Annotated in this window: 23 protein-coding genes, 1 tRNA gene and 1 riboswitch; of the genes, 11 read left to right on the top strand and 13 right to left on the bottom strand. The window is 59.2% G+C overall.

From position 1 onward, the window contains the following. The first annotated feature begins 211 nt into the window (after nt 1-211). From LKG04_RS02750 to htpX, 7 genes are all read left to right on the top strand, one after another. Nucleotides 212-2,323, top strand: coding sequence for a S1C family serine protease (locus tag LKG04_RS02750; RefSeq protein ID WP_291761642.1), 2,112 nt, complete (start codon nt 212-214; stop codon nt 2,321-2,323). A gap of 452 nt (nt 2,324-2,775) precedes the next feature. Then, nucleotides 2,776-5,157 carry an HAD-IC family P-type ATPase gene (locus LKG04_RS02745; RefSeq protein WP_291761644.1) on the top strand — a complete coding sequence of 794 codons (2,382 nt, stop codon included), beginning with the start codon at nt 2,776-2,778 and terminating at the stop codon, nt 5,155-5,157. A gap of 182 nt (nt 5,158-5,339) precedes the next feature. Further along, the gene (locus LKG04_RS02740; protein ID WP_291761646.1) at nt 5,340-5,861 is read left to right on the top strand and encodes a DUF2269 family protein; all 522 of its coding nucleotides are present in this window, start codon (nt 5,340-5,342) and stop codon (nt 5,859-5,861) included. Nucleotides 5,862-6,487: 626 nt separating this feature from the next. Further along, nucleotides 6,488-7,945 carry an FAD-dependent oxidoreductase gene (locus LKG04_RS02735; RefSeq protein WP_291761648.1) on the top strand — a complete coding sequence of 486 codons (1,458 nt, stop codon included), beginning with the start codon at nt 6,488-6,490 and terminating at the stop codon, nt 7,943-7,945. Nucleotides 7,946-8,200: 255 nt separating this feature from the next. Beyond that, a riboswitch (Fluoride riboswitch) is annotated at nt 8,201-8,274 on the top strand. A 57-nt stretch (nt 8,275-8,331) separates the two neighbouring features. Then, nucleotides 8,332-8,826, top strand: coding sequence for an inorganic diphosphatase (locus tag LKG04_RS02730; RefSeq protein ID WP_291761650.1), 495 nt, complete (start codon nt 8,332-8,334; stop codon nt 8,824-8,826). Between the two features lie 366 nt (nt 8,827-9,192). After that, nucleotides 9,193-9,972: a hypothetical protein gene (locus LKG04_RS02725; RefSeq protein WP_291761652.1), complete on the top strand. Its 780-nt coding sequence runs from the start codon at nt 9,193-9,195 to the stop codon at nt 9,970-9,972. A 530-nt stretch (nt 9,973-10,502) separates the two neighbouring features. Then, a complete protein-coding gene (gene htpX / locus LKG04_RS02720; RefSeq protein ID WP_291761654.1) occupies nt 10,503-11,447 on the top strand; it encodes a zinc metalloprotease HtpX in 945 nt (314 codons plus the stop codon). Between the two features lie 229 nt (nt 11,448-11,676). Here htpX and LKG04_RS02715 read toward each other — a convergent pair whose 3' ends face one another. From LKG04_RS02715 to LKG04_RS02700, 4 genes are read right to left on the bottom strand one after another with little or no spacing between them, the layout of a single operon-like run. Then, nucleotides 11,677-12,294, bottom strand: a complete 618-nt coding sequence (locus LKG04_RS02715; protein WP_291761656.1) for a DUF3021 domain-containing protein — start codon at nt 12,292-12,294, stop codon at nt 11,677-11,679. 41 nt (nt 12,295-12,335) lie between these two features. Continuing rightward, a complete protein-coding gene (locus tag LKG04_RS02710; RefSeq protein WP_291761658.1) occupies nt 12,336-12,791 on the bottom strand; it encodes a LytTR family DNA-binding domain-containing protein in 456 nt (151 codons plus the stop codon). Next, nucleotides 12,754-13,764 (bottom strand): ABC transporter permease, encoded by a 1,011-nt coding sequence (locus tag LKG04_RS02705; protein ID WP_291761660.1) that lies wholly within the window; start codon nt 13,762-13,764, stop codon nt 12,754-12,756. Before LKG04_RS02705 ends, LKG04_RS02710 begins: the two co-directional genes overlap by 38 nt. Next, nucleotides 13,761-15,020 (bottom strand): ABC transporter ATP-binding protein, encoded by a 1,260-nt coding sequence (locus tag LKG04_RS02700; protein ID WP_291761662.1) that lies wholly within the window; start codon nt 15,018-15,020, stop codon nt 13,761-13,763. The genes LKG04_RS02705 and LKG04_RS02700 overlap by 4 nt, the downstream gene beginning before the upstream one ends. 253 nt (nt 15,021-15,273) lie before the next feature. Between LKG04_RS02700 and LKG04_RS02695 the strand changes: the two genes are divergently transcribed. After that, nucleotides 15,274-15,347 (top strand) — tRNA-Gly (locus LKG04_RS02695). A 1,084-nt stretch (nt 15,348-16,431) separates the two neighbouring features. Here the strand turns inward: LKG04_RS02695 and LKG04_RS02690 are convergent. From LKG04_RS02690 to LKG04_RS02650, 9 genes are all read right to left on the bottom strand, one after another. After that, nucleotides 16,432-17,274 carry a phage major capsid protein gene (locus LKG04_RS02690; RefSeq protein ID WP_291761664.1) on the bottom strand — a complete coding sequence of 281 codons (843 nt, stop codon included), beginning with the start codon at nt 17,272-17,274 and terminating at the stop codon, nt 16,432-16,434. A 182-nt stretch (nt 17,275-17,456) separates the two neighbouring features. Continuing rightward, entirely contained in the window at nt 17,457-18,056 is a 600-nt protein-coding gene (locus tag LKG04_RS02685) for a hypothetical protein (RefSeq protein ID WP_291761666.1), read from the bottom strand. Further along, complete coding sequence (locus LKG04_RS02680; RefSeq protein WP_291761668.1) at nt 18,049-18,171, bottom strand: hypothetical protein; 123 nt, start codon at nt 18,169-18,171, stop codon at nt 18,049-18,051. Before LKG04_RS02680 ends, LKG04_RS02685 begins: the two co-directional genes overlap by 8 nt. Further along, on the bottom strand, nt 18,164-18,823 hold the full coding sequence (locus LKG04_RS02675; protein ID WP_291761670.1) for a hypothetical protein: 660 nt from the start codon (nt 18,821-18,823) through the stop codon (nt 18,164-18,166). Before LKG04_RS02675 ends, LKG04_RS02680 begins: the two co-directional genes overlap by 8 nt. A gap of 14 nt (nt 18,824-18,837) precedes the next feature. Further along, nucleotides 18,838-19,110 carry a hypothetical protein gene (locus LKG04_RS02670; protein ID WP_291763221.1) on the bottom strand — a complete coding sequence of 91 codons (273 nt, stop codon included), beginning with the start codon at nt 19,108-19,110 and terminating at the stop codon, nt 18,838-18,840. Next, the gene (locus LKG04_RS02665; protein WP_291761950.1) at nt 19,107-19,334 is read right to left on the bottom strand and encodes a hypothetical protein; all 228 of its coding nucleotides are present in this window, start codon (nt 19,332-19,334) and stop codon (nt 19,107-19,109) included. The genes LKG04_RS02670 and LKG04_RS02665 overlap by 4 nt, the downstream gene beginning before the upstream one ends. A gap of 206 nt (nt 19,335-19,540) precedes the next feature. Further along, nucleotides 19,541-20,566 (bottom strand): AAA family ATPase, encoded by a 1,026-nt coding sequence (locus LKG04_RS02660; RefSeq protein WP_291761952.1) that lies wholly within the window; start codon nt 20,564-20,566, stop codon nt 19,541-19,543. Next, nucleotides 20,563-20,892 carry a hypothetical protein gene (locus LKG04_RS02655; protein WP_291761954.1) on the bottom strand — a complete coding sequence of 110 codons (330 nt, stop codon included), beginning with the start codon at nt 20,890-20,892 and terminating at the stop codon, nt 20,563-20,565. Before LKG04_RS02655 ends, LKG04_RS02660 begins: the two co-directional genes overlap by 4 nt. Then, nucleotides 20,889-21,155: a helix-turn-helix transcriptional regulator gene (locus LKG04_RS02650; RefSeq protein WP_291761956.1), complete on the bottom strand. Its 267-nt coding sequence runs from the start codon at nt 21,153-21,155 to the stop codon at nt 20,889-20,891. The genes LKG04_RS02655 and LKG04_RS02650 overlap by 4 nt, the downstream gene beginning before the upstream one ends. Nucleotides 21,156-21,271: 116 nt before the next feature. On the opposite strand from LKG04_RS02650, the gene LKG04_RS02645 reads away from it, so the two are divergent. From LKG04_RS02645 to LKG04_RS02635, 3 genes are all read left to right on the top strand, one after another. Then, nucleotides 21,272-22,033 carry a helix-turn-helix domain-containing protein gene (locus tag LKG04_RS02645; RefSeq protein ID WP_291761959.1) on the top strand — a complete coding sequence of 254 codons (762 nt, stop codon included), beginning with the start codon at nt 21,272-21,274 and terminating at the stop codon, nt 22,031-22,033. Nucleotides 22,034-22,035: 2 nt separating this feature from the next. Next, nucleotides 22,036-23,163, top strand: a complete 1,128-nt coding sequence (locus LKG04_RS02640; protein ID WP_291761961.1) for a tyrosine-type recombinase/integrase — start codon at nt 22,036-22,038, stop codon at nt 23,161-23,163. Between the two features lie 1,245 nt (nt 23,164-24,408). Next, a complete protein-coding gene (locus tag LKG04_RS02635) occupies nt 24,409-25,092 on the top strand; it encodes a YoaK family protein (RefSeq protein WP_291761964.1) in 684 nt (227 codons plus the stop codon). Nucleotides 25,093-25,272 lie beyond the last annotated feature (180 nt).

The following is a 25,272-nucleotide window of genomic DNA, read 5'->3' as shown; positions in this document are numbered from 1 at the left end:
ATGGGCGACGGGTCGTGGATTTCGTGTAAAAGCGCAAGGCAATAGCCGCCGAGTGCGTCCAGTTCGGAGAACATGTTGGGGATTGGCGCATTTCTTCCAACAAACATTCAGAGAACTTCCAGAACAACTATCTTTACTCTTATGTAGCGATGAACCGCGACGGTATGGCCGAACGGCCATCGGATATCGCAACCGATTCAAAGGAGCAGCGATGGCTGAAGAACATGACGGCGACTGGAATGCCCAGAACGCCCAGAATGGTGCTGAGGAGCATGACAATCCCTCGCATGAGGGGGCCGAAGGCTGGAACGGGCCCAAAGAGGACTCGCGCGACCTGCAGCATGAGGCTCAGGAAGATCGGCCGACGATCTCGCTGCAACCGCTCGGATCGCTCGACTCGAATGATGCAGAGCCTTCAACGGATCAGGCGCAGGATCAGGCATATGCGCAGGATTCCGATCCGCAGAATGATGATCATAATGGCGATACCGACAGTGATGCCGGTGATGATCCCAGCCAAACGGCTGTGATCGAACAGGGCATCCCCGCGGCCGCCGCTTCTTCCGGGCAGGCGACCACACAGATTCCGACGACGGGATCAGGCGCGCAGCAGCCAACAGCGCCGCTGTATCGTCCGGCTCCCGAATATGGCGCATACGGTCCGGTGCCTCCGCAGCCGCAGAACGGCAATAGCGATGCCGGCAACGTGAATGCCGCTAATAGCGGGAGCCCTTACGGCGGCGCTCCTTATGGCAATAACTCGCAACCCGAATATGGCGCGTACGGCTCTGGCAACGGCCCTGCTTCCGGCGCTCAATCCAATGCGCAGCAAGATAATGGGCAGTCCGACGGCCAATCCGCTAATGGCCAGCAAGGGCAACAAGGGAACCGCAATCCCTATTTCGGCGCGAATCCCTTTTTCAACCCGGGCGGACAGCGACCGAATGCGCGATTCGCCAACGGCCAGCAAGGATCGCAGGGACAGCAGAGCTATAATCCCGGTAACCCTGCGCAAGGTCAGCAGGCGCCGCAAGGCCAAAGCTACCCGCCGCAAGGCCCATTCGCCAACAACCAAACCCCGAGGGCTATGGCTCCGAATCGCCCCGTGAATGCGATCGTGGTCGCGGTCGTCGCCGCGCTGGTTTCCGCGGCGCTGTGCTTGGGGATCGGTTACGCGGCGGCGACGAACGGCTGGGTTAAGTTTGCCAGCACCAGCTCACTGAGCAGCGTCGGATCGAGTCAATCCAGCAGCGGCACCGCGCCGCTGGAGTCTGGCACAGCCGCTGACTGGACCGCTGTCTCCAATGCGGTTTCCGGTTCGGTCGTCGCCATCCAGACGCAGGTGAGTGGCGGAGTGGCGAAAGGCTCGGGCGCGATTTTGGACACCAAAGGTCACATCGTCACCAACAACCATGTGATTTCGGGCGCACGGCAGATCCAAGTCACGCTGGCGAACGGGCAGATATATACGGCCCAGGTTGTCGGCACCGATACCACCACTGACCTTGCGGTCATCAAGCTCGACAATCCGCCGAGTAATCTCAAACCAGTGGAGTTCGCCGATTCCGATTCTCTCGCCGTGGGTCAGGGCGTCATGGCCATCGGCAATCCGCTCGGCTACGACGACACGGCCACGACTGGCATCGTCTCGGCCCTCAACCGACCGGTTTCCGTCTCCGACGACAGCAGCAACACGCAGATCGTGACCAACGCCGTCCAGATCGACGCGGCCATCAACCCCGGCAATTCCGGCGGCCCGACGTTTGACGCGTCCGGCAAGGTGATCGGCATCAACTCCTCGATCGCTTCGACGGCCACGACCAGCTCGGAGGCGGGATCCATCGGCATCGGCTTCGCGATCCCTGCGAACCTGGTCAAACGGGTGTCGCAGGAGATCATCGACAATGGCTCGGTCAAGCACGTGCAACTCGGCGTGACCATTTCGGACGCGACCGCACAGGCCGACGGCGTGACCCGCGGCGGGACGAAGATCGCCAGCGTGGTCTCCGGTAGCTCTGCCGACAAGGCGGGTCTGAAGGTCGGCGACACCATCGTCGCCTTCAACGATCAGGCAGTAAACAACACCTACTCGCTGCTGGGCTATGTCCGCGCATCGGCTCTGAACGACAAGGTGAAGCTCACCATCGTGCGCGATTCCAAAACCATCGACGTCGACGTGACGCTCGACCAGCAGGAGACTGCTTCCACCAGCTCCCAGTCGGGAAGCAGCAACAGCCAGAATAATAATGACAACGGCGATGGAGACAGCGGCAATGATAATGGCGATGGCAACGGTTTCACCGATCCCTTCGGACAGTGGTAAATCAGCCCGCATGCGGCCGCCCGCGTCTCTCGACAACCAATGCAATGCACTGCAGACGATGAGCTCGTGGTGCCTGTGGCATGACAGAGCCGGATCGCCTCCTGTCATGTGCGCGTTGTTGCGTGATGCGACGGCATACACGTGTGGGATGTAAATGCGACGCGGTGGGAAAACAGGTGTTGTGCCTGCGCACTTGCAGCAATCACATGCAACTTGGATCGACGTGCTCAGACGTGAAGAACCGCTTGTCTGCGACCTGTTGCTAGCATGATGGGCAGCCATCCAAACGGCTGATGTTGGTTGTATTTGTTGGGTCATAACTGAATATGTCTATCTTTACGCCGTGTATCGTGACGCATTCTTTCGAAAGCCTCCCGGTGGGTTAACAAGGCGTGAATGCAGTGCCGCGCGCTTTGCCGCGTGCGGCCCGTATGCGAGCGTAAGGAGAAACGATGCGTGGCGCCATCGACCTTAGTAAACGAGTCCCACTGCTTCCCATAACCGTGCTCTGCGCGATGCCCCTCGCCGTGCTGGGGGACGTGCGCCCGTGGCAGTCGTGGCTCGGTATTGCGAGCCCTTCGCTGGGGCAGGTATTCGTCATTATTTTGGTCGCTTACACTGTCGTGGATGCGTTCGTTGGCATGGTTGGGGATTTGCGCAGCGGCCGCGTCGGCGTGGACGTGCTTGCCATTCTCGCCATATTGTCGACGCTCGCTGTGCAGGAATACTGGGCCAGCTGGGCCGTCGTGCTCATGGTCTGGTCGGGCGAGGCGATCGAGGAGTACGCGCAGTCCAAGGCGGAAAGCAGCCTGAGCACATTGGCAAGTGCCGCGCCGCGCAATGCCCATATGATCGATTTGCCGGGCATCGGGCTGCGGCCGGGAGCAGCCAGCGAGTCGACGCCTTGCCCTGAGGCTTCGACGACTTCAAGCATTGGTTCGCGTTCGAGTGCGGCTGGTGGAGATCGGGTTGCATTTCGGTCAGTCGCCGGAGCAGGCGTGGTGGACGTGAAGGAAGGCGCGGCAGCGATGACGCAGCGGGCATCGCATTTCCGCACATTGCCGGTCGAGGAAGTCCGGCTTGGCGATGTACTGGTGGTGCTGCCCGGGGAGACGGTGCCAGTCGACGGCGAACTGCTCAGCGTTTCGGCCACGCTGGATCTGAGCGCCATCAACGGTGAGCCGATGCCGCGCGAGGTGCATGCCGGCGCGCGCGTCATGTCTGGCGCAGTGAACGGCTCGTCCGCGCTGACCATGCGCACGACCCAATTGTCCCGCGACTCGCAGTACCAGCGGATACTTGATCTGGTCGCCTCTGCCAAGCGATCGCGCGCCGCCGTGGTGAGGACCGCCGACCGATTGGCTGTGCCCTTCACGCTCATCGCGCTAGCGCTCGCAGTCGTGGCGTGGCTAGTGTCAGGCAATGCCACGCGGTTTGCACAAGTCTTGGTTTTGGCGACTCCTTGCCCGCTGCTCATCGCGGCGCCCGTGGCATATATGGCCGGAACCGGGCGTTTGGCGAAATCCGGCATTCTCATCAAAACGCAGGATGTGCTCGAGAACCTCGGCCAGGTCACTCATGTGTTCTTCGATAAGACCGGCACGCTGACCGTCAAAACACCCCAGGTCGCGCGCGTCGATCTTGCGGATGGATTTGGCGACGCGGGCAGTGATTATGGCGATCGCGGTGGTTCCGTCCAAGACCGTATTCTTGCGCTCGCTGGCGCGATTGAGACTTATTCCGTGCATATTCTCGCCCAAGGCATCGCTGCGGCGGGGGGTCAGGCTCGCCGTCGGCTCATTGCACAGACCGGCGGCCGATATGGTGTGCCACGCGGCTATCCAGCTGTCAGGAACGTCAACGAAGATGCAGGCAACGGCGTCTGCGGCGAGGTCGACGGCGTGCCGGTGCGCGTCGGTCGCTTCGACTACGTGATTGCGCCGCAGAATTCTGAGGCCAGCACTGGTGATACCTATATGCACGGCCCTACCGGCACCGGTAGGGCGGGCAGCATCAACAGTCCTGACGCTGCTTTCCCAACAGAGCAATTCGGCAAGCGGGCGCCCGATGAAATGATCACCTATGTAGCGGTGAATGGGCATCTCGCTGCGCGCATCGTGCTTAAGGACGTGCCGCGCGTCAATGCCCGGGAAGCCTTGGACCAGCTGCGCTCACTTGGCATTGATCGCCTGACTATGCTCACGGGTGACCACGAGGCTTCTGCGAGAATCGTTGCCGATAGTGTTGGCATCTCCGATGTGCACGCTGATCTGCTGCCGGAAGATAAGCTCAGGGCGGTCGCAGCACCTGAAAAGTCGGGTGCGCAGGGGGATCGGGCTGAAGGCAGTGGATGCGGAGAAGGACAGGCTGGGTTTGGCGGGCGTGGACTTGGCTGGGTTGGAATTAGTAGGCGTAGCAATATCCGGGTTAAAAGCCTTGGCTTTGCTGCGGCAATCCGTCCACGGTTGCGCGGCGGCCCAGCCGATCGGCGCACCACGATGATGGTCGGTGACGGAGTGAATGACGCCCCGGTGCTGGCTGCCGCCGACATCGGCATGGCCATCACCGATGGCACGTCGACCGCCGCATCCCAGTCGGCGCAGGCAGTGATCATGCATGACGACATCACTGCCGTGCCTCGCGCCATCGCCATCGCACGGCGCACCAAACGGGTCATGCTGCAGGCCGTCATCGCCGGAATCGCGCTGGCTTTCCTTTGCATGATCGCTGCCGCCTTCAATCTCATCCCGGTGGTCGTGGGTGCTTTCCTGCAGGAGGCCATCGATGTCGTCTCGATTCTCTGGGCGCTCACCGCACTGATCGAGCGCGACTGAGGAGGGACCAGATGCGGATTATTGACATCGACTCGTTGTACGAGATGGCGGTTACTTGCTGTTTGTAGCGGCTCAGGGCTTGAACGTCCCCGTAAACCGTTGATCGCTCAATACTCGATTCTGAATGGCGCTTTGCGGTGGCGGTTGATTTTCGTTGTTTCTGTGGGCGTATAGTGGCAGTCATGAGTTGGATTATTGCGCTGCATGTCATCGGTTCCGTGTTCATCATCGGCCCGTTGGCGGTACTGCCCATGACCGGGCTGCGCGCCATCCGCGAGGGCGGATCGGCGCAGGTGCGCGGCCTGTCGCGCACGGTGATGATGCTCGGCTGGCTGACCGTGTTGGTCGGCGCGTTCGGCGTGGTTGGCTTCTATGTGATGAACCCGGCATACCGCAATAAGCTCGGCACTGCTTGGCTCGTGTGGTCGGTTGTGCTGACGCTGATTGCCCTTGTGCTCACGCTCGCTGTCGTCGTGCCGCACATGAACGCCGCCGCCAAGGCAATTGAGTCGCGCAAGGCTTCAACCGCCGCAGCGTTCGATTCGGAGGTCTCGCGCTCGGGCAGCTCAGGCAAACCGGGCATCTCGGCCGTCTCAGGCTCCGATACTGCTGCGGCCCACCGTCAATACGTTGTCGTCTCAGCCGTCTCAGGCATCGTCTCGCTGTTGTTCGTCGCAGTTGCCGTCCTCATGGTGATTCGGTAGCGTTTTCCTGTTGCGATTTTATTAAGCACATTTTGAGAATTTTGCAGGTTCCCGAGCTGCAATGTCTATAACGGCGAACTAGAAAACGTTGGTATTCCGCCAAAATAGTGCGAGCCGAATGAGGCGTCTACTTGGGCAGGTGCTTAATAGACGAAAAAACTGCTTAAAAGATGATGATGAGTCGAATTGAGCCAGGAGATACTACGGAGAATTGCTGCGCGTGCTTAACGCGGAGACCATAAACATGCTACGAGGTTTCAAGAGGCTTCGAATCACGAGCATGTTGCGTCTCAATGCGTTTAGTAGGCAGTTTTTTCGTCTATTAAGCACTTCGCAAAGTACAACCGGTACGCGTCGCACAGAGGAATGGCGGAATATCAGCGTTCTTTTGATACGCTTGACGGTCAGGAAAGGGCTTCGAGCAGTGGAATCCGCCATGAAGTGCTTAATAAACGCGCGAACGAAAGATTTTGCTTCAATGAGGCACGCATGAGACGCAATATGTATGGAGACTGCGCGACAACGTGTAGCGAGAAAGTGCGTGATGCGTGCAGATGAGGCTGCTGGCGGAATTGGCGCCAAAGAACCCCTGTCGCAGGCGCAGAGTTTGCGATACCCTAGGGCGTGTGACTGAGAACGTGAACGAGAATAACGAATTGCGCATCGCCGTTGTCGGCGCTGGCCCCGCTGGCGTCTATTCCTCCGATATCTTTTTACGTCAGCTGAGGACGACTGGCGAGGGCATGGGGCTGGGGACCAAGGCCCGTATCGATCTGTTCGAGAAACTGCCTGTGCCTTTCGGCCTTGTGCGCTACGGCGTGGCCCCCGATCACCCGAGCATCAAATTCATCGCAGACGCGCTCGAGAAAACGCTCAACAACCCGGATATTCATTTGTATTGCGATGTGGAATTCGGCAGGGACATTACCCTCGACGACTTGCTGGCCCGCTATGACGCGGTGCTGTTCGCAACCGGCGCTGTCGCGGATAAGCCATTGCTGATTCCAGGGGCTGGTTTGCAAGGCGTCTTCGGTGCCGCGCGCTTTGTCGAGTGGTACGATGGCTACCCTACAGGCGCGCGCGAATGGCCGCTCGACGCGGAGCAGGTCGCGGTCATCGGCGGCGGCAACGTGGCGATGGATGTGGCCCGCGAGCTCATGCGCAACGCTGAGGATCTTAAAACCCGCACCGATATCCCCGATAATGTGTACGGGGGCATTAAGGCCAACAAGGTCAAGGAGCTGCACCTGTTCATCCGGCGCGGCGTGGCGCAGGCGAAGTTCTCGGTGCAGGAATTGCGTGAGATGGAGAAGCTGCCGGGCGTACAGCTCGTCATCAACGAGGACGACTTCGATTTGGATGACGAGACCGTCGAGCGGGCAGGCGCCAACAAGCTGACCCGTCAGATGGTCGAGGAGCTGTTCTCGATTCGCGAGATGGCTGAGGATATGGAAGATGGCGGCGGCGTCGACTTCGAGGGCAATCCGGCTGATCGCAGGTACTATCTTCATTTCAATGCCGACCCTGTCGAAATCGCGGGATCTGATGGCAAGGTCGCGACCATCCGTATTGAGCGCACTGAAACCGGTGCTGACGGTGTGATGCGTCGCACCGGCGAGTTCGAGGAATTTCCCGTGCAGGCCGTGTACCATGCGATCGGCTACAAGCCGGCCGAGGTGCCGGGTGTCGCTTATGACGAGGGGCGCACGGTGCTGGCAAACGATGGTGGACGAATTCTTGCTTCTGCCGCTGGCCAAGCTGAGGTGCTGCCGCGTTTGTATGCGACCGGCTGGGCGAAGCGTGGCCCGATAGGTCTCATCGGGTCGACCAAATCCGACGCGTTGCTCATCGTGACCAATATGCTCGATGACTTCTCGAAGGATGGTGTCGCGGGCCGCGTTGCGCCCGACCGCGACCCGGCATCCATCGACCGGCTGCTTGCCTCGCGTGGCGTTGCGGCTATCGACTTCGCCGGATGGAAACGCATCGACGCCTTCGAGCGCGCTGAGGGCGCCAAAGAAGGCCGCGAGCATAAGAAGGTTGTGGAACCCGAGGAGTTGCGGCGTCTGGCGCGTGGTAAGTAAGCAGGTTTGGGGAGATCGCGGCGAGCTGTTCTCGGCAGAGCCCCAATAGCATGGTGCGATTCTGCCTATTTTCCCGGGACTTTTACGAAACCTAGCTGGTGTAACTCCTGTTTTGACGCTTAGTTTCGCGATTTTCCGGGAAATCACGACGTGCAGAATCCGGACGCCCAGGCCTCTGAATGAGTCCCAAAACTTATTTCCAGGACTCAACTAGATTCTGCATATCGCCAGCCGCATGCTCCAAAAGGTGATAGCGTGAGCAGCGGGTATGAGGTTCACCCTGGGCACTTGGCCCGAACCGCCTTCGGGCTGATGACTTCTGCAGGGATGCAGAGTCATGTCATGTCCTCTCTTTCCTGGAATGATTCCCAAGGAGGGGGCGAACAATGGCCGATACCTTTACTGTCACCATTGAAATTCCGCGCGGTTGTAGCAACAAATACGAGGTGGACCACGAAACCGGCAGGCTGCATCTTGACCGGACGCTGTTCACCTCGATGGGCTATCCAGCGGATTACGGCTTCATTGACGGCACGCTCGGACAGGATGGCGATCCGCTTGACGCCCTCGTGCTGCTGCCCGAATCAGTATTCCCAGGTTGCGCCGTGGAATGCCGGCCAGTGGGCATGATGGTGATGACCGACGAGCATGGTCCTGATACCAAGATCCTGTGCGTGCCCGCGGATGTGCGGTATGACGCCATCCAAGATATCGACGATATCGATGACTTCGCCAAGACCGAAATCGTTCACTTCTTCGCGCAGTACAAGGTGCTCGAACCGAACAAGCATGTCGACGGCGACATCCATTGGGAGCCGCTGACTAGGGCGCTTGACGAGGTCGCAGCCTCGTTCGAGCGCGCCGAGGCGTCAAACAGATAGTCCTGTGGACGTATCTGCTGCAGGCGAGGCTCTGATGCAGAGCCAACACATCGGCTCCTCCGGACAATGATGAACCATAACACGCTGCGGCGGCTGAATTCGTGGCTGCGATCGCCTGAGACGTCGCTTGTCTGAGGCGGCATGATCGAGAACACAGCAGTCGGGACCAGACACCCGCGCCGGTTCAGAGTCACGCTGCGTGACCGTTGTGTGACGTTTTACGATGTGCAGAATCGTTGATATTCCAGCATTCGCGAATCTTCAAAACCGAACTCGACGGTATAGACCGCACACGGTGGCAGCCGCCGATCAGACGGTCAATCACAACTCCATACCCGATTATCCATATATTGCTAAGGAGCAATCATGAGCAATATCACCAATATCCATGCACGCGAGATCCTCGATTCGCGCGGCACCCCGACCATTGAGGTCGAGCTGACCACGGCCGACGGGCAGATCGGATTTGGCTCCGTGCCCTCGGGCGCATCCACCGGCGAGGCCGAGGCCATGGATCTGCTGGTCGAGGCCATCGATAAGGCCGGCTACCGTCCGGGCGAGCAGATCGCGCTGTGCTTCGACGCGGCGACAAGCGAATTCTACGACAAGGAGAAAGGCGTTTACCGCTTCGATGGCGATGAGCGCACTGGTGTTGAGATGGCCGATTACTACGAGGGCCTGCTCGCCAAGTACCCGATCATCTCGATGGAGGATCCCTTCGAGGAGAACGCTTGGGACGATTTCGCCGCGCTGACTGCGAGGATCGGCGACAAGATGCAGATCGTTGGCGACGATATCTTCGTGACCAATCCGAAGCGGCTGCAGCGCGCCATCGATGAGAAAACCGCGAATTCGCTGCTGGTCAAGCTCAACCAGATCGGCACCGTGAGCGAGACGCTCGACGCAATGAATCTGGCCTACCGCAACGGTTTCACCACCATGGTGTCGCATCGCTCGGGTGAGACACCGGACGCGACGATTGCCGATCTGACCGTCGGCATGAATGCCATGCAGCTCAAGTCCGGCGCTCCGGCGCGCGGCGAACGCATCGCCAAGTACAATCAGCTCCTGCGCATCGAGGAGCGGCTGGGCGGCGACGCGCAATATGCGGGCGCGAAGGCTTTCCCGCGCATAGCGGCGAAGTGAGGCTGGCGAAGTCGCTGCGCTCAGAGGTGATGAGACCGGCCGCTGCATGACCGGCCGGTCTCCATCGTTGTGTTACCGGCATATCGCTCCGTTTGATGTGACTATTCCGGCTACTGCCAGCCGTTGACCGGTGAAGCAATAGGCGGCGCCATGGCGCGATCGGCGACTGCATACTCATAGCGGGCGTTTGTGAACTTGTTCCCATTGCCTCGACTGGTATGGGGAGCCGAGGAATTTCGTCGCTCAACCATCACGATTCCCGCACTGACCCCGTGATGGTGCAGGGCTTGTGACGCTTCAGCGCTGTCAGACAGCGCAACCCCGCATAAGGCCTGGTATCATGCGGGAAACGCGACGATAGCCGTTGCATTTCTACGGTAACTCGACTCTGACGTGCAAAAAGCAACGTTCCCCATGCCGGTCGCATAGCCTTTTTATGCGCTAGGGGCGATTTGCTGTGCAGAATGCGACGTACTGCCCAACAGCGAACATTCAGCAAAAGTCCAGACGGACTCTTTATCCTGCTGAGTATGACTGGGAATGTGAAGGTGCACGGGCATTTCAATGGGCTGAAAACCACGCTGCTGTTCGCGCTGATGTGGGCTGTCATCATGCTGATTTGGTGGTTCACAGGCGGCAGTCAGGGCACACTCGGCATCTATATCGTCATCGGGCTGATGACGACTTTCATCTCGTACTGGTTCTCCGACAAGCTGGCCATCGCCTCTATGCGTGCGCGTGAGGTCTCCGAGCAGGAGGCGCCGGTGCTGTATCGCGTGGTACGCGAGCTGTCGGCTAAGGCGGGCAAGCCTATGCCGCGCGTCACTATTGCCCCGACCATGAGCCCGAACGCTTTTGCAACTGGCCGCAATGAACGTCATGCAGCGGTGTGCTGCACGCAGGGCATTCTGCAGATTCTCAACGAGCGCGAGTTGCGCGGCGTGCTTGGACACGAGCTCATGCACGTCTATAACCATGACATTCTCACGTCCGCTGTTGCGTCGGCTATGGCGACGGTTATTACGTATCTGGGATATTCGCTGATGTACTTCGGTGGGGGAAATAGCCGAGACAACCGCAACAGCGGTGGCGGCATCGGGCTGATCGGTCTGCTTGCCAGCATGATTCTGGCTCCAATCGGCGCCTCTCTGATCCAGATGGCCATCTCCCGCACCCGCGAATTCGACGCCGATGAAGATGGCAGCCGACTGACCGGAGACCCTGAGGCGCTTGCCTCCGCGCTGAACAAGATTTCCGTCGGTGTGCAGACCGAACCCATGCCACAGACTGCCGGCACGCAGAGCGTCTCCGCCATGATGATCGCCAATCCTTTCTCCGCACAGGGTTTCAGCCGACTGTTTTCCACGCACCCGCCAACCGACGAGCGCATCTCGCGCCTGATGCAGATGGCGCAGGAGATGCGCGAAAGCAGCGTGGAAGCAGGTGGGCCGAGGGGTTCTCAGCTGCGGTATTGAGCAGTTTGGATCCGCGGCGACTCACATTTTTCCGGGCGAGGACAACAAGGGTGAGCAAAAATGAGCTGAACTGTTTCTGCCCATCCGGATCATCGCGCTGACGCTGTCTCGAACATGCCCTTTTACTCGCTGATAACGTCACATTCAAGATATAGCGACATTCACCCGCCGCACGACAAGTACGTCGGGTGACGCTTACGCCCTCACAGTCATCAGCATGCCAACGCAGTCAGATATCATGCTGCTGATTGCGTTGCCGCAGTGTCCTGTTCAGACGCTCGGTGAGCAGCCAGCCGTGCAGTACGGCGCCCACCCAGACGAGAAGGTAAATGCCGATGAACAACGCGGCGAATCCGGCGAAATGCCGCGAAAGCACGATGAACCAACGGTTTGCCAGTATCCAGCCGATCACAAGAGCGAAGGTGAGCGGGCAGTGCATGAGCAGAATCGTCCAATAGGGGAGCTGCAAATCGAACAGCAGCGTCAGCTCGCCGATCAGCGCGGACATGACAAACAATGAGACCACGCCCAGCGGCGTGATCGGGATCGTCGGCTGGGCAAGGATTTCCACAACTAGGAAGAAGAATGATCCGATGCCGATGCCGATCATGGCGTTGATGATCGTCACCCGCAGCAGCGATGGACGGGGCGAGGATGCCCGCGCCAGGGCGACTGATTCCGCGGTTGTGGCTGGAACCAGGCCGGAGAGCTGCGACAGGAGCTGCTCGCGAACATGAATAGAGTCGATCTCCATTGCGGAATTTGTCGGACCGCCGGTGTCTGCCGTGTCGATTCCCGCAGCGTCATCCGGCTTCGCTGGCGTCTCGTTCGTACTCAGCTCAGTCATGTCGTTATCGTTCGCGTTTGTGGTGGTATTCGCATCCATGCTCATGCCTCCAAGGCCTCGCGCAGCGCGGGCACGTATCTGCGGCTTACGGTTTCGCGCATGTCGCCGGACAGCCGCGCGGTCATATTGCCCGAATAGCTTGCCTCCAGCGATTCCAGATGGCGCAGGTTGATGACGACCTGACGTGAGATCTGCACGAAATCGCGCGCGGGGAGCCTCGTCATGAGTTTGACGAGCCGGTTTCGGGTAGTCAGCGTCCGCGATGTGGTGCGCACCAGCAGATCCTCGCCGTGAACCGCGATGGCGACGATTGCGGATTTGTGTACGATTTCCAGACGATTTGCGGTTTCAATGGGGATCGTGGCCGAGGCGGTTTGCCCGATGGCCTCCACGGAGCGCATGAGCACGGAAACCGCAGGCGTGGGGCTGGCCGCTTCGACGATGACGTTCACCTCGCCATCAGCAAGCTCGGGATTCGCCCTGAAGATAATGCTCACCGCGACCTCGCCTCTGGTTCGTTCTGGACATTTGCCTTGCTCCCCATCGTACGAGCAGGACGACCGATACGGCAATCGCCGTGATGCCGGCGAGCAACACGAGATCTTGGGTGGGCGTAGTGAGCGAGCCGCCGATCTCGTATCCGATGCCCATATCCCTGCGAAAGCTCTGTGTGACAGATGCAGGTACCTGACTGAACGCGTCCGATATAGTGTTATCGAGCAGCAACCTGCGGAAGAGCGATGCAGCGTATGCGCCTGGCCAGAGCTTCATGGCCTGCTGCGCTCCGGAGGGTACTGTGCCGAGCGGCACATAGACGCCGCTGAGAAACCCGGCCACCGTGCCGATGATGGTGTTCAGGCTCGAATTCGCGCGCTGCGTCGAAACCGAGACGGTGAGCGCGAAGGCCAGTGCCGAGCCGAAAATTGCGGCGAGCGCTATCAGTGCGAGCAGCTTCGCGTCAGTGACCGCGTTGCGCCAGGGAAGCGTCACCTGGTCGACCACGGTGAAATACGCTCCGGTGACGGCCAGCACGATGAGCTGCATGACGAAGCCGATGATCGCGGAGCTGACGAGATAGGACGCTTGTATCCGCCACGGCGAGCGGCAGGCGAGGCGGAAGTCATCGGTCAGCCCGTTTTCGCGGTCGTAGACCAGCTGCCCCATGCCGGTCAGAGGCGTGGTGATGGCGGTGATTGACAGGATGCCGCCCATCAGCCATGGGTCGAGTAGGTCGCTGACGGTAATTGGGGTCGGAGCGCTCGCTGTGCTTGCTGCGGCTGAGCCGCGCGCGGCGGCCGTGCCGGCGGTTGCGTTGCCCGTGGTCAAAGCATCCGTCCAGTTGCCTTCCAATGTCTGCTTGAGGAAGACGACATACAGCACGAAGGCGATGAGCGCGCCGAGCAGCGAGAACAGCATATTGCTGCGGTTGCGGGCGAAGAGCATCAGGTTGCGTTTGGTCAGAGCGATCATGAGCAGGGCTCCTTGGAAGTGGCGTCGGGGGTGAGATTCGAGGTGGCGGTACGGGTGGTGAGTGCGGCGATATTGTGGGTGCCGCTCGTATTCGCCGCTTCCGGCGAAATATCAGATGGGATATTCTCGCCGTCTCCGCCGTGGCCAGTGAGCGTGAGGAACACGTCGTTCATCGTGCCGCGCAGGCAACGGAAATCGAGGATGTAAGGCCGCATCGCTGTCAGCAGGCCGATGCATTCGTTGGCGCCGGAAACGCTTAGACGCAGGTGGTCGCTGTCGATTGTGGCGGTGGCGTCCGTTGCTGGTGTGGCTTCTCTGGCGCTGCCTGCTGCCTCGTTCGGTTCGATTGCTGTAGTCGGGATCGCAGGTGCTCCGTCAAAACCATCGAATCGCTGCGCGCGGGCCGTGTAATTTTGCACAATCTGCTCGATATCGCACTGGTGCTCCGGGCTGAAGGTGGCGTCGAGCGTGTATTGCGTGTATCGCGCAATCAGCTCTTGCGCCGAACCTTGCGCGCGAATGGCTCCATGATCAATGAGATACACCTGCTGCGCGTAATTGGCCTCCTCAAGATAGTGTGTGGTGAGCAGAATCGAGAGGTTCTCGCGGGTGCGCAGCCCGTCGAGCATCGTCCACAACGCCCGACGTGTCGTAATATCCAGTCCGGTTGTGGGCTCATCGAGGACCAGCAGCTCGGGCCGATTGATGAGCGCACGGGCGATGTCGATGCTGCGGCGTTGCCCGCCCGAAAGCGAGCCATACCGCTGACCCGCGAAGGATTCGGCGCCGATCAGCGCGATGACTTCGCTCACCCGGCCGCGCGGTATTCCGGGATACAGCCGCGCGCGTATCGAAAGGTTCTCGCGCACCGTCAGCATCGGGTCGAGCACGCTGCCTTGGAACACGACGCCGAGGCGAGGTGCCTGCATGTGCGATTGAAAACGCGCTCGTGGAGACGATTGCGGTTCTGGCTCTGCGCGTCCGGGCGGTGTCCGTCTCGGCTGCGCTTCTGGACTCGACGCAGCGACACTGGTCACTGCCGACGCTGGCGCGGAGTGCGTCTGAGCATATTCGATCACGCCGCCATCGGGCTTGGCCAGCCCGGTCAGCATACTGATCGTCGTTGTTTTGCCGGCCCCATTCGGCCCGATCACCGCCGTCAGTGCGCCCGGCTCGATATCCAAGGAAACATCGCGGACCGCCTCATGCTTTCCATACCATTTGGACAGATGGCGTGCCCTCATCACCGTGCTCATCGCATCCCCTTATCCTGTTGTGGTGCCTCACGAACATAACGCATCGCGTATCCGCTTGACGGTTTCATTGTGCGATGCGCCGCCCGCCGACGAAAGCCGGGAGCGCTAAGCGGTTCCAGGGGCAAGCTGAGTTGCGGCTTGGCGGCGGTGGATGCAGCGACGAAATGCTGTAAGCGAGCGATGCGCAAACCATGCGCCTACGGGCGCGGGGGCCGGCCTATGTGCTATAGTGAACGTTTGTGCGTAGGCGCGTGCGGATGTAGTTCATCGGTAGAACGGAAGCTTCCCAAGCTTCAGAGGCGGGTTCGACTCCCGTCATCCGCTCCATATGAAAACGTTGGAATACCAACAGTTTTCAACTCTCTGTAAGCCTGAAATCGGCATTCATGATAACAAAAAGATAACAAACGGAATTGCCAGGCACTCTGTCTAAGTCGTTCATCGTGTCTGGATCGTGCCTAGAACTTCAGTGTCGCAATCAGTGTCACTCACTGGATGTCACTCACCGTCACTGTCCTCTGCCTCGCGCGTGCGCGGGGATGCCTACTCGTTCCTCGGTTACCGAGGAACGAGCCTGTGTCTAGCGCGTGCGTGGGTGATGCCTACTAGGGAGTGCCCTTGTCTCGCTATCGTGTAGCCGTGGGCGCTGGGATGCCTAGAACGTTGACTTCATCTAGTGAAGTCATTGATCCGTCTTCTCGACGAGGGGATGTCCGTCGAGGTAATTTCGTGACGGCATCGGGGGTGTTTGATCCCTTCTGACGGCCTTCGGGAGCCGGTGCGGTGGAAAACGTCGGAGGGATGCCATAGGGCCGCCACGCACCCCCCTGGAGGGCCGGAAACATGACATGCGTCGGGAATTCTCCACACGCGGGGGGATACGGAAGCGCTAAGCCCTGGGGGGAGCCTCGCCCGGGTGGGGGGGGATGCCGGGGTGGGGTTCCGTAACGGCAAAGGTCAATGATTCCAACGGTTTACGCTACGATTGAGAATGCCCTTACTTGAGGCGTGACGGCAGGCACTGGCCCTTTGAAAGTGTCGGAAACGTTGCAATTACGCCGTTTCGGGGCTGTTCCGTGGCGTGTGGGCGGTGTTGGGGCCGTGTGGAAAAAACCGGTGTGTGGAAAATACCCTATGACCTGTGTGGTGGCTAAGAGGCGGTGGTTGGGGCGGTGGCCCCTGGTCTGTCAGTCGGCTTGTTTCCGGCATTCCGAGCAGAGTGTTTGTGGTTGATATTGTGGTTCGTTGAAGTTCCAGTTGAAGCCTGCATAGTCGAAGAAAACTCTTCCGCAGTTGGCGCATTTGGAGATTGGTGGCTGTTTCTTCTGGTGTGAGACCATGTTGTTATCTCCTATGAGAAGAGCGCCCACGGTTGCCCGCAGACGCTCAGTACTGTGTCAACTGTTGGCTGTCACTCGCTGGTGATGGTCAGCAAGGCGAGTCGGTCTGGGTGAATGGCTTTGGCTCCGATACGCCATGTAGCGCGGCGTACGAGGCTGTCGCTGTTGAACAGGGCGTCACCACTGGTGGCGAGTTGGACGGGGCCGACTGCTGCCACGATCTCGAACGCCGAGGTGAGGAACAGCTGGCTGTCGGGCATGGCGTTGTTGACGATGACGGGCATGTCGAAGACGGTGAGCTGTCCGGCTTGTGAGGGACTGCCGAGCACCTTCTCACCGGAGTTGAGCGCGAGTTTTCTGAGGATCGCTTCAGTCGCGTAGTTGACGATGATGGCGCTTGGTGTGCCGCCGTTGGTGCCGATACCGGCCTTGGCGTCGGCTATCGCGTCCACGATCTTGTCGCCATTGGTGCTCAGTGTGGTGATTCCCGTGGTGTTCAAGAGTCCTACCGGCCCGTTTTGGTCGGCTGGGTCGGCGGCTTGAGGGTTGTTGAGAAACGCTTGATCGGCGCTGGTGATGATGCTGCGGGAGACGCCTGCGGCGATCAGTTGGCTGGCGGTTTGGAAGCTGGCCGACTCGTTGGACTGCGTGACGAGGGTGGCGACCTTGCCGGTGGTGATGAGCACCTCGTCGAGTTCGCCCCCGCCATCGTTGATGACGGCGCCCTCCCTGACGAAGCCGCTGGTCGGATCGGTCTTGATGAACGGCACTCTGACTTGGGGTTTGTCGCCTTCGATCATGCCCGCGACAGTGGTCACTAATGGGTTGGCGATAAGTGCGTCCGGCACGGCCTCCTGGTAGTCGAAGGATTCGTCGGGGTACAGGGATTTCTGCTCTGTGGTATTGAATTGCATGTGTTGTCTCGTTTCCGGGTCACGCCGAAAAAAAGTGGGGGCGTGACCCAATAGTGTTGTGCTATCCGGGTCACGCCCTGCGTGATGCCGCCCGCCGTCCTGCGGCGGGTATCCTGTGGCCGTCCTCCCAGCGCCCAGCACTGGAAGAGGACTGCCTACTAGTTCCAATTATAGCCTATTGCCTACCGGAAGGTGCCATCCCAGCGGTTGGTTCGGGCCTCATGCATCGGCACGTCTCCGATACCTGGGATCTTCAGTCCGTATGGGTGTATTCTGTCGGCGTTTTTCCTGAGTTTCTTGGCGAATGCGCGTAACTCCTCCAACGATGAGCCGACAAGAACCTCGGCGGGCACTTCGGTCTCGTCGGAGACCTGCGCCTTCCACTCGGATAGCTGGCGATCCGTTTCTATTTTCTTGAGCTTTGATTCGGCGTCATCGGCGCGCATATACGGCTTCGCCTTGAGCAGCTCGTCCGTGTACTCGTTGATGTGATTGGCGGACAGTTGGCCGTCGTCGTCGAAGAACGAGGCGACCTGTTCGCCCTCCATGCCGTTGAGCAGGTCTTGGGCGGCTTGCTGGTTCAGGTCTTTCAATGCACTGCTAAGGATCGTTTTGCGGGCTTCGGTCAGCAACGCAGATAGCCGTTCGGCTTGCTGTTCGGCTTGCTTGGCGCGATTCCTGTACTTCGCCTCGCGGCTCGTTCCTTTCGTGGTTTCGATGGTCTCCGGCTGCGGTTCCGCCGTCTGGCCTTCCGTCTCATTCGCTTCAGTAATTTCACTCATTGTTACGCTCCTTTGATTCTTGTTTGTTGATTAGAAACTCCATTGCCATGCCGCCCAGAAACGGGCCCAGGCAGACGCAGCCCAGGACGATGCCTGTCATGAATGCCTCACTCATGGTCGGTCTCCTTGATGGTGTCGTGCCGTTGGAACCAGTCGGTGACGGTGGCGCAGTCGTCGAACCATTTGGCCAGCTCGTCGGTGGCCTTGTCGCCGAGTTCGAGCAGCTCCTCGGGATCCCTCACCGTCCGGTCGATCTCGCCGCCGAAGCTGACGGAGATCGGGGAGCCGTCGTTCTCGTAGACCTCGAAGGACAGCTCCAACGGCTCGAAGTCGCTGCGGAACAGCCGGTGGCCGACCTCGGAGTCATTCATGCTCACATCCTCGCAGACCCAGCCCGGATCGTGCCTCAGCACGAGGGTGGGACGCTCCAGGCCCTCGTAGCGGGAGTGCCATTCGTTGCAGGGACGGTCGTGGTCGGCCGCCGCGTTGTTGGCCGCCCACACCAGACGCTGGATCGTCTGCGCGAAGATCTCCACCGACTGCGCGTCGGGCGCTCCGGCGATGGGATACGTGAAGTCCGTTCCGTCCGGTCCGTCCACTTCGATCCCGAAGCGCGCTCCGTCCCCGCCGACGGTGCGGGTGAAGCCGAGCCGGTAGCCGTTCGGCAGGAGCCGTGACGACAGGCCGGCGAGGGCGTGGCCGTACTTCCCCGCGAGCGAGAGCAGGTCGGAGTCGCTAGAATTGGTTGTGGGAGTTTGGTTGTTCATAATTTCTCCTTTGTTTATTCCCCGGTGTTCGTATCGCCGGGGTTTTGTTTTATTGGTTCCGCCGACGCCGGAGCGCCGGAAGCTTTTACTTGATCGGCTATGAGCTGTAGGCTCCTGCCGACGATTGCGCCGAAGATCGGGTCGACTTTCGGCACGCCTATCCTGCCGGGCCGGGATTCGAGCAAGGCAGCCGCCATCTCCGACAACAACCGGTAGGCGAGATGCCGCGCGTACTCGCGTTCGGTGGACACGCTGGGGTCTGGCTGCGGCTTGCGTGTGATGTTCAAAAGAGACTGCCCTGTTCAAGTGGTGGCACTGGAATGTCGGCCAGTTCGTAGGCGACCTCGCACAGGGGGCAGACGATGTAGTCGCCTGTCTGGTTGATGTTTTCGGTTCCCTGAGCATCGATGGTGAGGTGCTGTCCGCAGAAAGTAAGCACCTCCTGCCCATTGACAACAGGGCCGGTAATCATATGGGCGGTGACGAGGGTCTTGGCTGGCTTGGTGTTCATGATCGGTTCCTTTCCTTGTGCTGTGGTAAATGGTGGGAAATGTGGGTATGTGGGAAATTGAAGCGCTGAATCGTTGGTATTTCGCCGATGTGATAATCGCTCATCTTTTCCCACTGGGAAATCGAGTGGGAAATTGAAGGCGGTCAGGAATCGTTGGTATGGCAATGGTTCATGCTTCCCTTTTCCCAAATTCCCACTTTTCCCACTCATTCGACAGGTGTGTAGAGTCCACGGCTCGGGTTCCTTATTCGTTCGGAGTCAGCAGCGCGTTTGAGATACTTTCCTGCCTTCTGCGCTCCCATGTCGAGCTGTTCGCCGACCTGATAGGGTTTGATGCCTTCGGGGTGCTCGTTGACCAGCCGGATCACGTCGGCCATCTGGTCGCCCACGTTGTTGGTCTGTCTGGCCTCGCGCGCGGCATCGGCGGCTTCGCTCAGGGAACCGCCGGTGAGCGTCCACAAGCCACTATCAGCGTCGAATTGCATGGCGTATTCGCCTTCGGCGGCGTCCCTGGAGGTGACGTGCAGGATGCCGTCGTTGCTGTTGCGCTGCCGGTCGAGCTTCAGTATCGTATCGGCGGCACCGGCGATGCCGTTGGTGCCGGATATCGTGTCAAGGAAGTCGCCCGCGCCCATCTTTCTGGTGTGGTGGACGATCAGCAGGGTGGACCCGTCCACTTCGTCCACAGCCTCCTTGAATCCGCCCATGAGACGGTAGTCGCGCTCGAAGTCGTTCTCGCCCGTGACGCGGGAGGCCATGCCCTTGACCTTACCTAGGGTGTCGAGGATCACCAGAGGGTCGCGGCCCGCGCTTTCGTGCAGAAACATGCGTATGGAGTCCAGGAGATTCACATCGCCCAATGAGGTGACGAAACGCATGTCGGTGGGCGGTTCGATGATACCGAGTTTGTTCATGCGGTTCTGCAACCGGCGCGGCCCATCCTCCAACGCGAGGTACATGGTCGGGCGCTGGCTGATCCCGATGCACCCGAACGCGCGGCCCCCTATGGATGCCTGGTAGTCAAGGTCGAGGCACATCCAGCTCTTGCCTATCTTGGGCGCGGCCACGAGCATGACCAGTCCAGTTGCGATCACGCCCGGCACTAATTCCTGAATCGGTGGAAACCGCTGCTGCATAAGTTCCCTGGCGTTGAACGAGCTTTTTTTCAGGAAAGCCCTCGCCTCCCGCGTCTCGCCTGTAGCCAAAATGGTCGCCTCCATAGTCTGTGTCACGCCTGACTCCCAACGACAAGTTGATAGGAATCGATGAACCGATTGCGATCCGCCTGCGTGTGAATCTGGCGTCCGAGCACCAGCAACGACCACTCGCACAGGGCTTCGAGCTGACGCATACGTTCGGTTTCCTCCGGTATGACGCCATCCATGTCGGCGGCAAACAGGACGTTGAGAATGCGCGCCCGACTCATGGCCCGAGTCATCTCCAAGTGTGGATACCGTGCTAGAGTTGTGGGACGATCCTGCTGGTAGGTGGGTTCATAATCTCGGGCTGCGGCGACTGCAATCGCTGCGGCCTTCTGTTTTTCGAGTGTCTGGATCATCGTGCCTCCGCCGTCGAAGTGCGAACCGAAGCATCCAACCAGGCGTCAACATCACCCTTGCGGTACAAGACGGTTCGGGCGGTCGGCTTCAAGAACTTTGGGCCGGTTCCGGTGTAGCGGAGCTGAGCAAGCTGCCCCGGTTGCATGGGGATGTACGCCGCTGCTTCCGGGATTGTGAGCCGGATATTGTTGGGGTCTGAGCTTGCGGCGATTTTCGATTGCAAGCGCTTGAGAACCTCTGCGGCGTTTTGTGTCGTGGTCATTTCGTTGCCTCCTTGAAGTTGCAGAATCATATGACCTGTGAAATAGGCTATCACAGGTTTTAGGTTTATATGACGTGAGGTGATTGTCGGCGTGTCATGTTGCTAAGCTTGATGACATGAGTTCGATTCAAAAAGCCGTGGGCAGCTACGTGAAGAGTGTGCGCGAACAAAATAACCTTACGCTCGATAAAATAGCGAGAGAGTCGCACCGGTATGGTGTCCGCTGGAATACGAGCTCAATTAAAAGCTTCGAGGAAGGCCGTGCGTCCGTAACCCTGGCAAACTTGCTTATTCTCGCGGCTACACTGAACGGACTCACTAACAGCAAAGACGGGTTGGCAGACGTGTTCGCAGGAGACGGATACATTGAACTGACCGATGGTCCAGACGGAATAACTCAATCAAGAAACTGGATGAGACAAATACTACAAGGTGCTTCCGTGACTTTTCTTGTCAGTGAGATGCCCGAAGCGGAGAGGAAGGCTGCTCACGACGCAGTTACTGACTTCATTGAGCATGGCACTGAAAAAATAATTAAAGCATTCAAAGACTTTCCAAACGATGTCAATATTCTTGATCGGTTATACGATTCAGGGCATTCTCCATCTCTTGCTGAGCAACGTGCCGGGAAGAAACTGGATATAGCTCCGTCTGCCGTGGCTGCTTGGTCACTAGCGCTTTTTGGGCGTAGTTTGGATGAAGAGTCGGAACGTCGCGCGGGAATAGGTGCATCGGCTCAGAAACGTGGTCGTATGACACGAGAGATTATTGCCGAGATTGCAAACGCGCTTACAGAAAAACGAGCAAAGCCTGAGGTGAAAATCATGTCTAGGAAAGATTCTGAGGGTGTCGTGCATATCGAAGAAGAATCCGAGTAATTATGGCTTCGATTCATGAGTACACGTTGAAGGATGGCGTTACCAGGCGTTATTTTGTCTCGTACCGTGATCCGGCTCATAAGCAGCACACCAAACGCGGATTCAAACGCAAGCGTGACGCGAAGGATTACCGGGATCGCGTCGAAGTATCCGTCGCCGACATGGATTACATCGATCCGAAGGCCGGGCAGGTACTTATATCCGAACTCGGCACGGCATGGCTGGAGGGCAAGAAGGGAACGGTCAAACCGAAGTATCAGGGCGACCTCGAAACCTCCTGGAACGTGCATGTGAAACCGCAGTGGGGGAGTCGGCGGATAGGCGACGTTCGACATTCGGAGGTGCAGGCGTGGGTGTCGGAACTGGCGGGCAGGCGAAGCGCCACGACAACGATCAGGTCTTTCGGCATTCTCAAGGGCATATTCGATGTGGCCGTCGCCGATGGGATCGTCAGGAAGTCGCCGGTAGCCGATACGAAACTGCCCAGGAAGGTGCGAAAGAGCCGCGTCTACCTCACGCCACAGCAGGTGATCGCCTTGGCCGACGAGAGCGGACGCTACCGTGCTCTGGTGCTCACCTTGGGTTTCTGCGGCCCACGATGGGGCGAGGCCGCCGCGTTGAGGGTCAAGGACATCGACTTCGACAGGAAGCGCATACTCATACGCCTCAGCTACGTCCGAGCGGGCAGACGTCACTACGAAGGCGCTCCGAAGACCTGGGAGACGCGGGACATTCCGGCCCCCGACATCGTTCTCGATGCCCTGAGGGGCGAGTGCGAAGGCAAGCAGCCTGATGATCTCGTGTTCACCAACGCCAAGGGCGAGCACATCCGTGAGCAGGCCGTAGGCGGCAACGGCTGGTATGCGGGCGCTGTCAGACGTTCCGGTGTCCCCGCGCTGGCGGTCCATGACCTGCGGCATTCCGCCGCCTCCATAGCAATCAGTTCCGGGGCCAATGTGAAGGCGGTGCAGCGCATGCTGGGGCACAAGTCGGCCTCAATGACCTTGGACGTGTACGGCGATTTGTTCGACACCGACCTCGACAGCGTAGCCGTGAACGTGAACGCGAAGATAGCCGAAGCCCTCGCCGGTGATAACAGTGCGATAACAGAACTATCGAAAACGTCCTAACTGACAATATTCGTCGTGATTGAGGAACGTTGCAATAGCAACGATAAACACCTTATCGTGATTGACTGAAACCCATTCAATCGATATGTCTGCGGGTTCGACTCCCGTCATCCGCTCCATCAGCAAGCGGTCGGAAATGGCTTAGCACCGGCAATCAAGGCATCACTGGTGCCGCTTTCGGCAGGCGAGGGGCTCCCCATGTCACTGCAGAGAGGAACGGCACGCGCGTTGACTCGAGCATTCCCGGCGCCGGTCTCTGCTACACGGAGAAGATCGGGGATGCAAGGCCTCGTACCGTCGCTACCGCGCAGCTTCCTATCGTCAATCCCGCTTCCGCCCGGGCATCGGCTGCCGTGCCGCCGTCGAACAGGAACGGCAATCATAGATGCCGTGGTCTCGTTTGGCTGCCGCATCATTGATCCCCGGTGCGCTCGCATTGATCTTTGCTGTCACTCCGGTCGCTATGTTCGGCGCCGTGCTGGCGTTGTCGGCGCTCGGGCTTGGGCATCGCCGGACTGGTCGTGGCGGTGCGCAAGAATGCTGCGCAGCAGGAGGCGCAGCGAACAGGGCAGTTCAGGATAAGGTGGCCCGAGCTAAAGCAGCGGCTGATGCCGCAGCGAAAAGAATAAAGCTGCAAGGAAGAAAGCCCAATAAAGCCAACGCAGACAGCTCAGAAGCGGGTCAGGCGTGCTGGTCGCCGTTTGCGGAGATGGAACGCAGCCACAGTCGTCGCTAGGCGCGCCGATTACCAAGGCATGTGCTCGCGCCACGGCGGCACAGCACAACAATTAGGGAGACGGTAAGGGCGCTATACGGCGTGTGCCAAGTTGCGGAGGATGACCGTGTTACATTGTGTCGTTGCATACCTGAAACAGGGGAATGGCATAGCCGCCTCTTCTGGATAAGCATGCATACAACGTAGAGGGCGAGTTCGTATCTTTCACATGTCAAAAAAGCGATCCTCAAATCCGACATAGCATCAGCAGAAAAGAAGTTGGAATTAGATAGCGAACCCTGATTGCCCCCCGTCATGATTCCTTTCAGAGATGAATGCATACGGGTGAATTAAATAATAAGCGGGTCCTTTTCATTCCAAGTGGCTCTGACCCGCTGCGAGGAAGGCAGTCTTTCTCGGTTAAGAAAGAGATGCAGGAGATGACGTCTCCCGTGCACGAGAGACGTTGCGGCGAAACATGCCGCGTGAATCATGCATGGTATTGTTGCCCAGCATAAGGAGGGCGACGCGTGAATGAGTCACATCCCGAAATTCCCGTGAGTGAGCACCTCGTCTTCGCCGGGCTGCTCACCATGATCGCGGGGAGCATCGACGCATACTCCTATCTGTTCCACGGTGCGGTGTTTTCCGGCTTGCAAACAGGCAACATCATCCTGCTGGGCATCAATCTGGGCCATGGCGACATCGCCGGAAGCGGCCGTTACCTTATTTCGCTTGTCGCGTTCATGCTCGGCACCGTCATCGCGCACGGCATGCAAAAACACTTCGGGCGCAGACCGATTCGAGTTATCAGCGTGCCCGTCCCCCAGCTCATCCTCGCCTACGAGTTCGCGCTGCTGCTGATCGTCGCCCTCACGGATCGGCTGGTTCCCGACTTCATATCCACCGCCGTGCTCTCGGCCGCGGCCGCCGCCGAGCTGCAGGAGTTCCGGCGGCTGAAAGGCCGTCCGTTCACGCCGCTGATGATGACGGGCACGCTGCGCACACTGACCGAAGGACTCTATGACGGCGTGCATTATCACGACCGCGCCAGCCTGCGTCGGTCGTTTGACCCCATTGTGGTGCTCGCCTGCTTCGCATGCGGCGTCATGCTCGTCACGCTCATCCGCTATGTTGCCGGATCGCTGTCGGTCGCTGTGCCCATGGTGCTGATCTCGGGCGCGATGCTGGTGCTGTACGTGAAACGCGACTAAGGAATCCGCTGCCAATAGTCAGGGCAGCTCTTCTTTTTGGCTTGCCACGTGTAGCCGCGGCAACAGGGGTCAGAATGCGAAGAATCAGTTAATCCGGATAGATTGGCCAGCCGGATTTTTTCCCCCCATTCGTCACTGCAGCAGGATCGGATCATTGATGATCATCAATGATCCGGGATG

The sequence above is a fragment of the Bifidobacterium sp. genome (assembly GCF_022640935.1).
Classification (GTDB): Bacteria; Actinomycetota; Actinomycetes; order Actinomycetales; family Bifidobacteriaceae; genus Bifidobacterium.
The sequence above is the reverse complement of the archived record's forward strand: the minus strand, read 5'-3'. Positions and strand labels throughout refer to the sequence as shown.

Excerpts from the sequence above, each read along its gene's own strand:
- LKG04_RS02680 (WP_291761668.1), bottom strand. The coding sequence starts at position 18,171 with ATGAGTGAGGCATTCATGACAGGCATCGTCCTGGGCTGCGTCTGCCTG.
- LKG04_RS02665 (WP_291761950.1), bottom strand. The coding sequence starts at position 19,334 with ATGAACACCAAGCCAGCCAAGACCCTCGTCACCGCCCATATGATTACC.
- LKG04_RS02700 (WP_291761662.1), bottom strand. The coding sequence starts at position 15,020 with ATGAGCACGGTGATGAGGGCACGCCATCTGTCCAAATGGTATGGAAAG.
- LKG04_RS02675 (WP_291761670.1), bottom strand. The coding sequence starts at position 18,823 with ATGAACAACCAAACTCCCACAACCAATTCTAGCGACTCCGACCTGCTC.
- LKG04_RS02745 (WP_291761644.1), top strand. The coding sequence starts at position 2,776 with ATGCGTGGCGCCATCGACCTTAGTAAACGAGTCCCACTGCTTCCCATA.
- LKG04_RS02730 (WP_291761650.1), top strand. The coding sequence starts at position 8,332 with ATGGCCGATACCTTTACTGTCACCATTGAAATTCCGCGCGGTTGTAGC.
- LKG04_RS02705 (WP_291761660.1), bottom strand. The coding sequence starts at position 13,764 with ATGATCGCTCTGACCAAACGCAACCTGATGCTCTTCGCCCGCAACCGC.
- LKG04_RS02690 (WP_291761664.1), bottom strand. The coding sequence starts at position 17,274 with ATGCAATTCAATACCACAGAGCAGAAATCCCTGTACCCCGACGAATCC.
- LKG04_RS02655 (WP_291761954.1), bottom strand. The coding sequence starts at position 20,892 with ATGATCCAGACACTCGAAAAACAGAAGGCCGCAGCGATTGCAGTCGCC.
- LKG04_RS02750 (WP_291761642.1), top strand. The coding sequence starts at position 212 with ATGGCTGAAGAACATGACGGCGACTGGAATGCCCAGAACGCCCAGAAT.
- htpX (WP_291761654.1), top strand. The coding sequence starts at position 10,503 with ATGACTGGGAATGTGAAGGTGCACGGGCATTTCAATGGGCTGAAAACC.
- LKG04_RS02640 (WP_291761961.1), top strand. The coding sequence starts at position 22,036 with ATGGCTTCGATTCATGAGTACACGTTGAAGGATGGCGTTACCAGGCGT.
- LKG04_RS02650 (WP_291761956.1), bottom strand. The coding sequence starts at position 21,155 with ATGACCACGACACAAAACGCCGCAGAGGTTCTCAAGCGCTTGCAATCG.
- LKG04_RS02685 (WP_291761666.1), bottom strand. The coding sequence starts at position 18,056 with ATGAGTGAAATTACTGAAGCGAATGAGACGGAAGGCCAGACGGCGGAA.
- LKG04_RS02715 (WP_291761656.1), bottom strand. The coding sequence starts at position 12,294 with ATGACTGAGCTGAGTACGAACGAGACGCCAGCGAAGCCGGATGACGCT.
- LKG04_RS02725 (WP_291761652.1), top strand. The coding sequence starts at position 9,193 with ATGAGCAATATCACCAATATCCATGCACGCGAGATCCTCGATTCGCGC.
- LKG04_RS02645 (WP_291761959.1), top strand. The coding sequence starts at position 21,272 with ATGAGTTCGATTCAAAAAGCCGTGGGCAGCTACGTGAAGAGTGTGCGC.
- LKG04_RS02740 (WP_291761646.1), top strand. The coding sequence starts at position 5,340 with ATGAGTTGGATTATTGCGCTGCATGTCATCGGTTCCGTGTTCATCATC.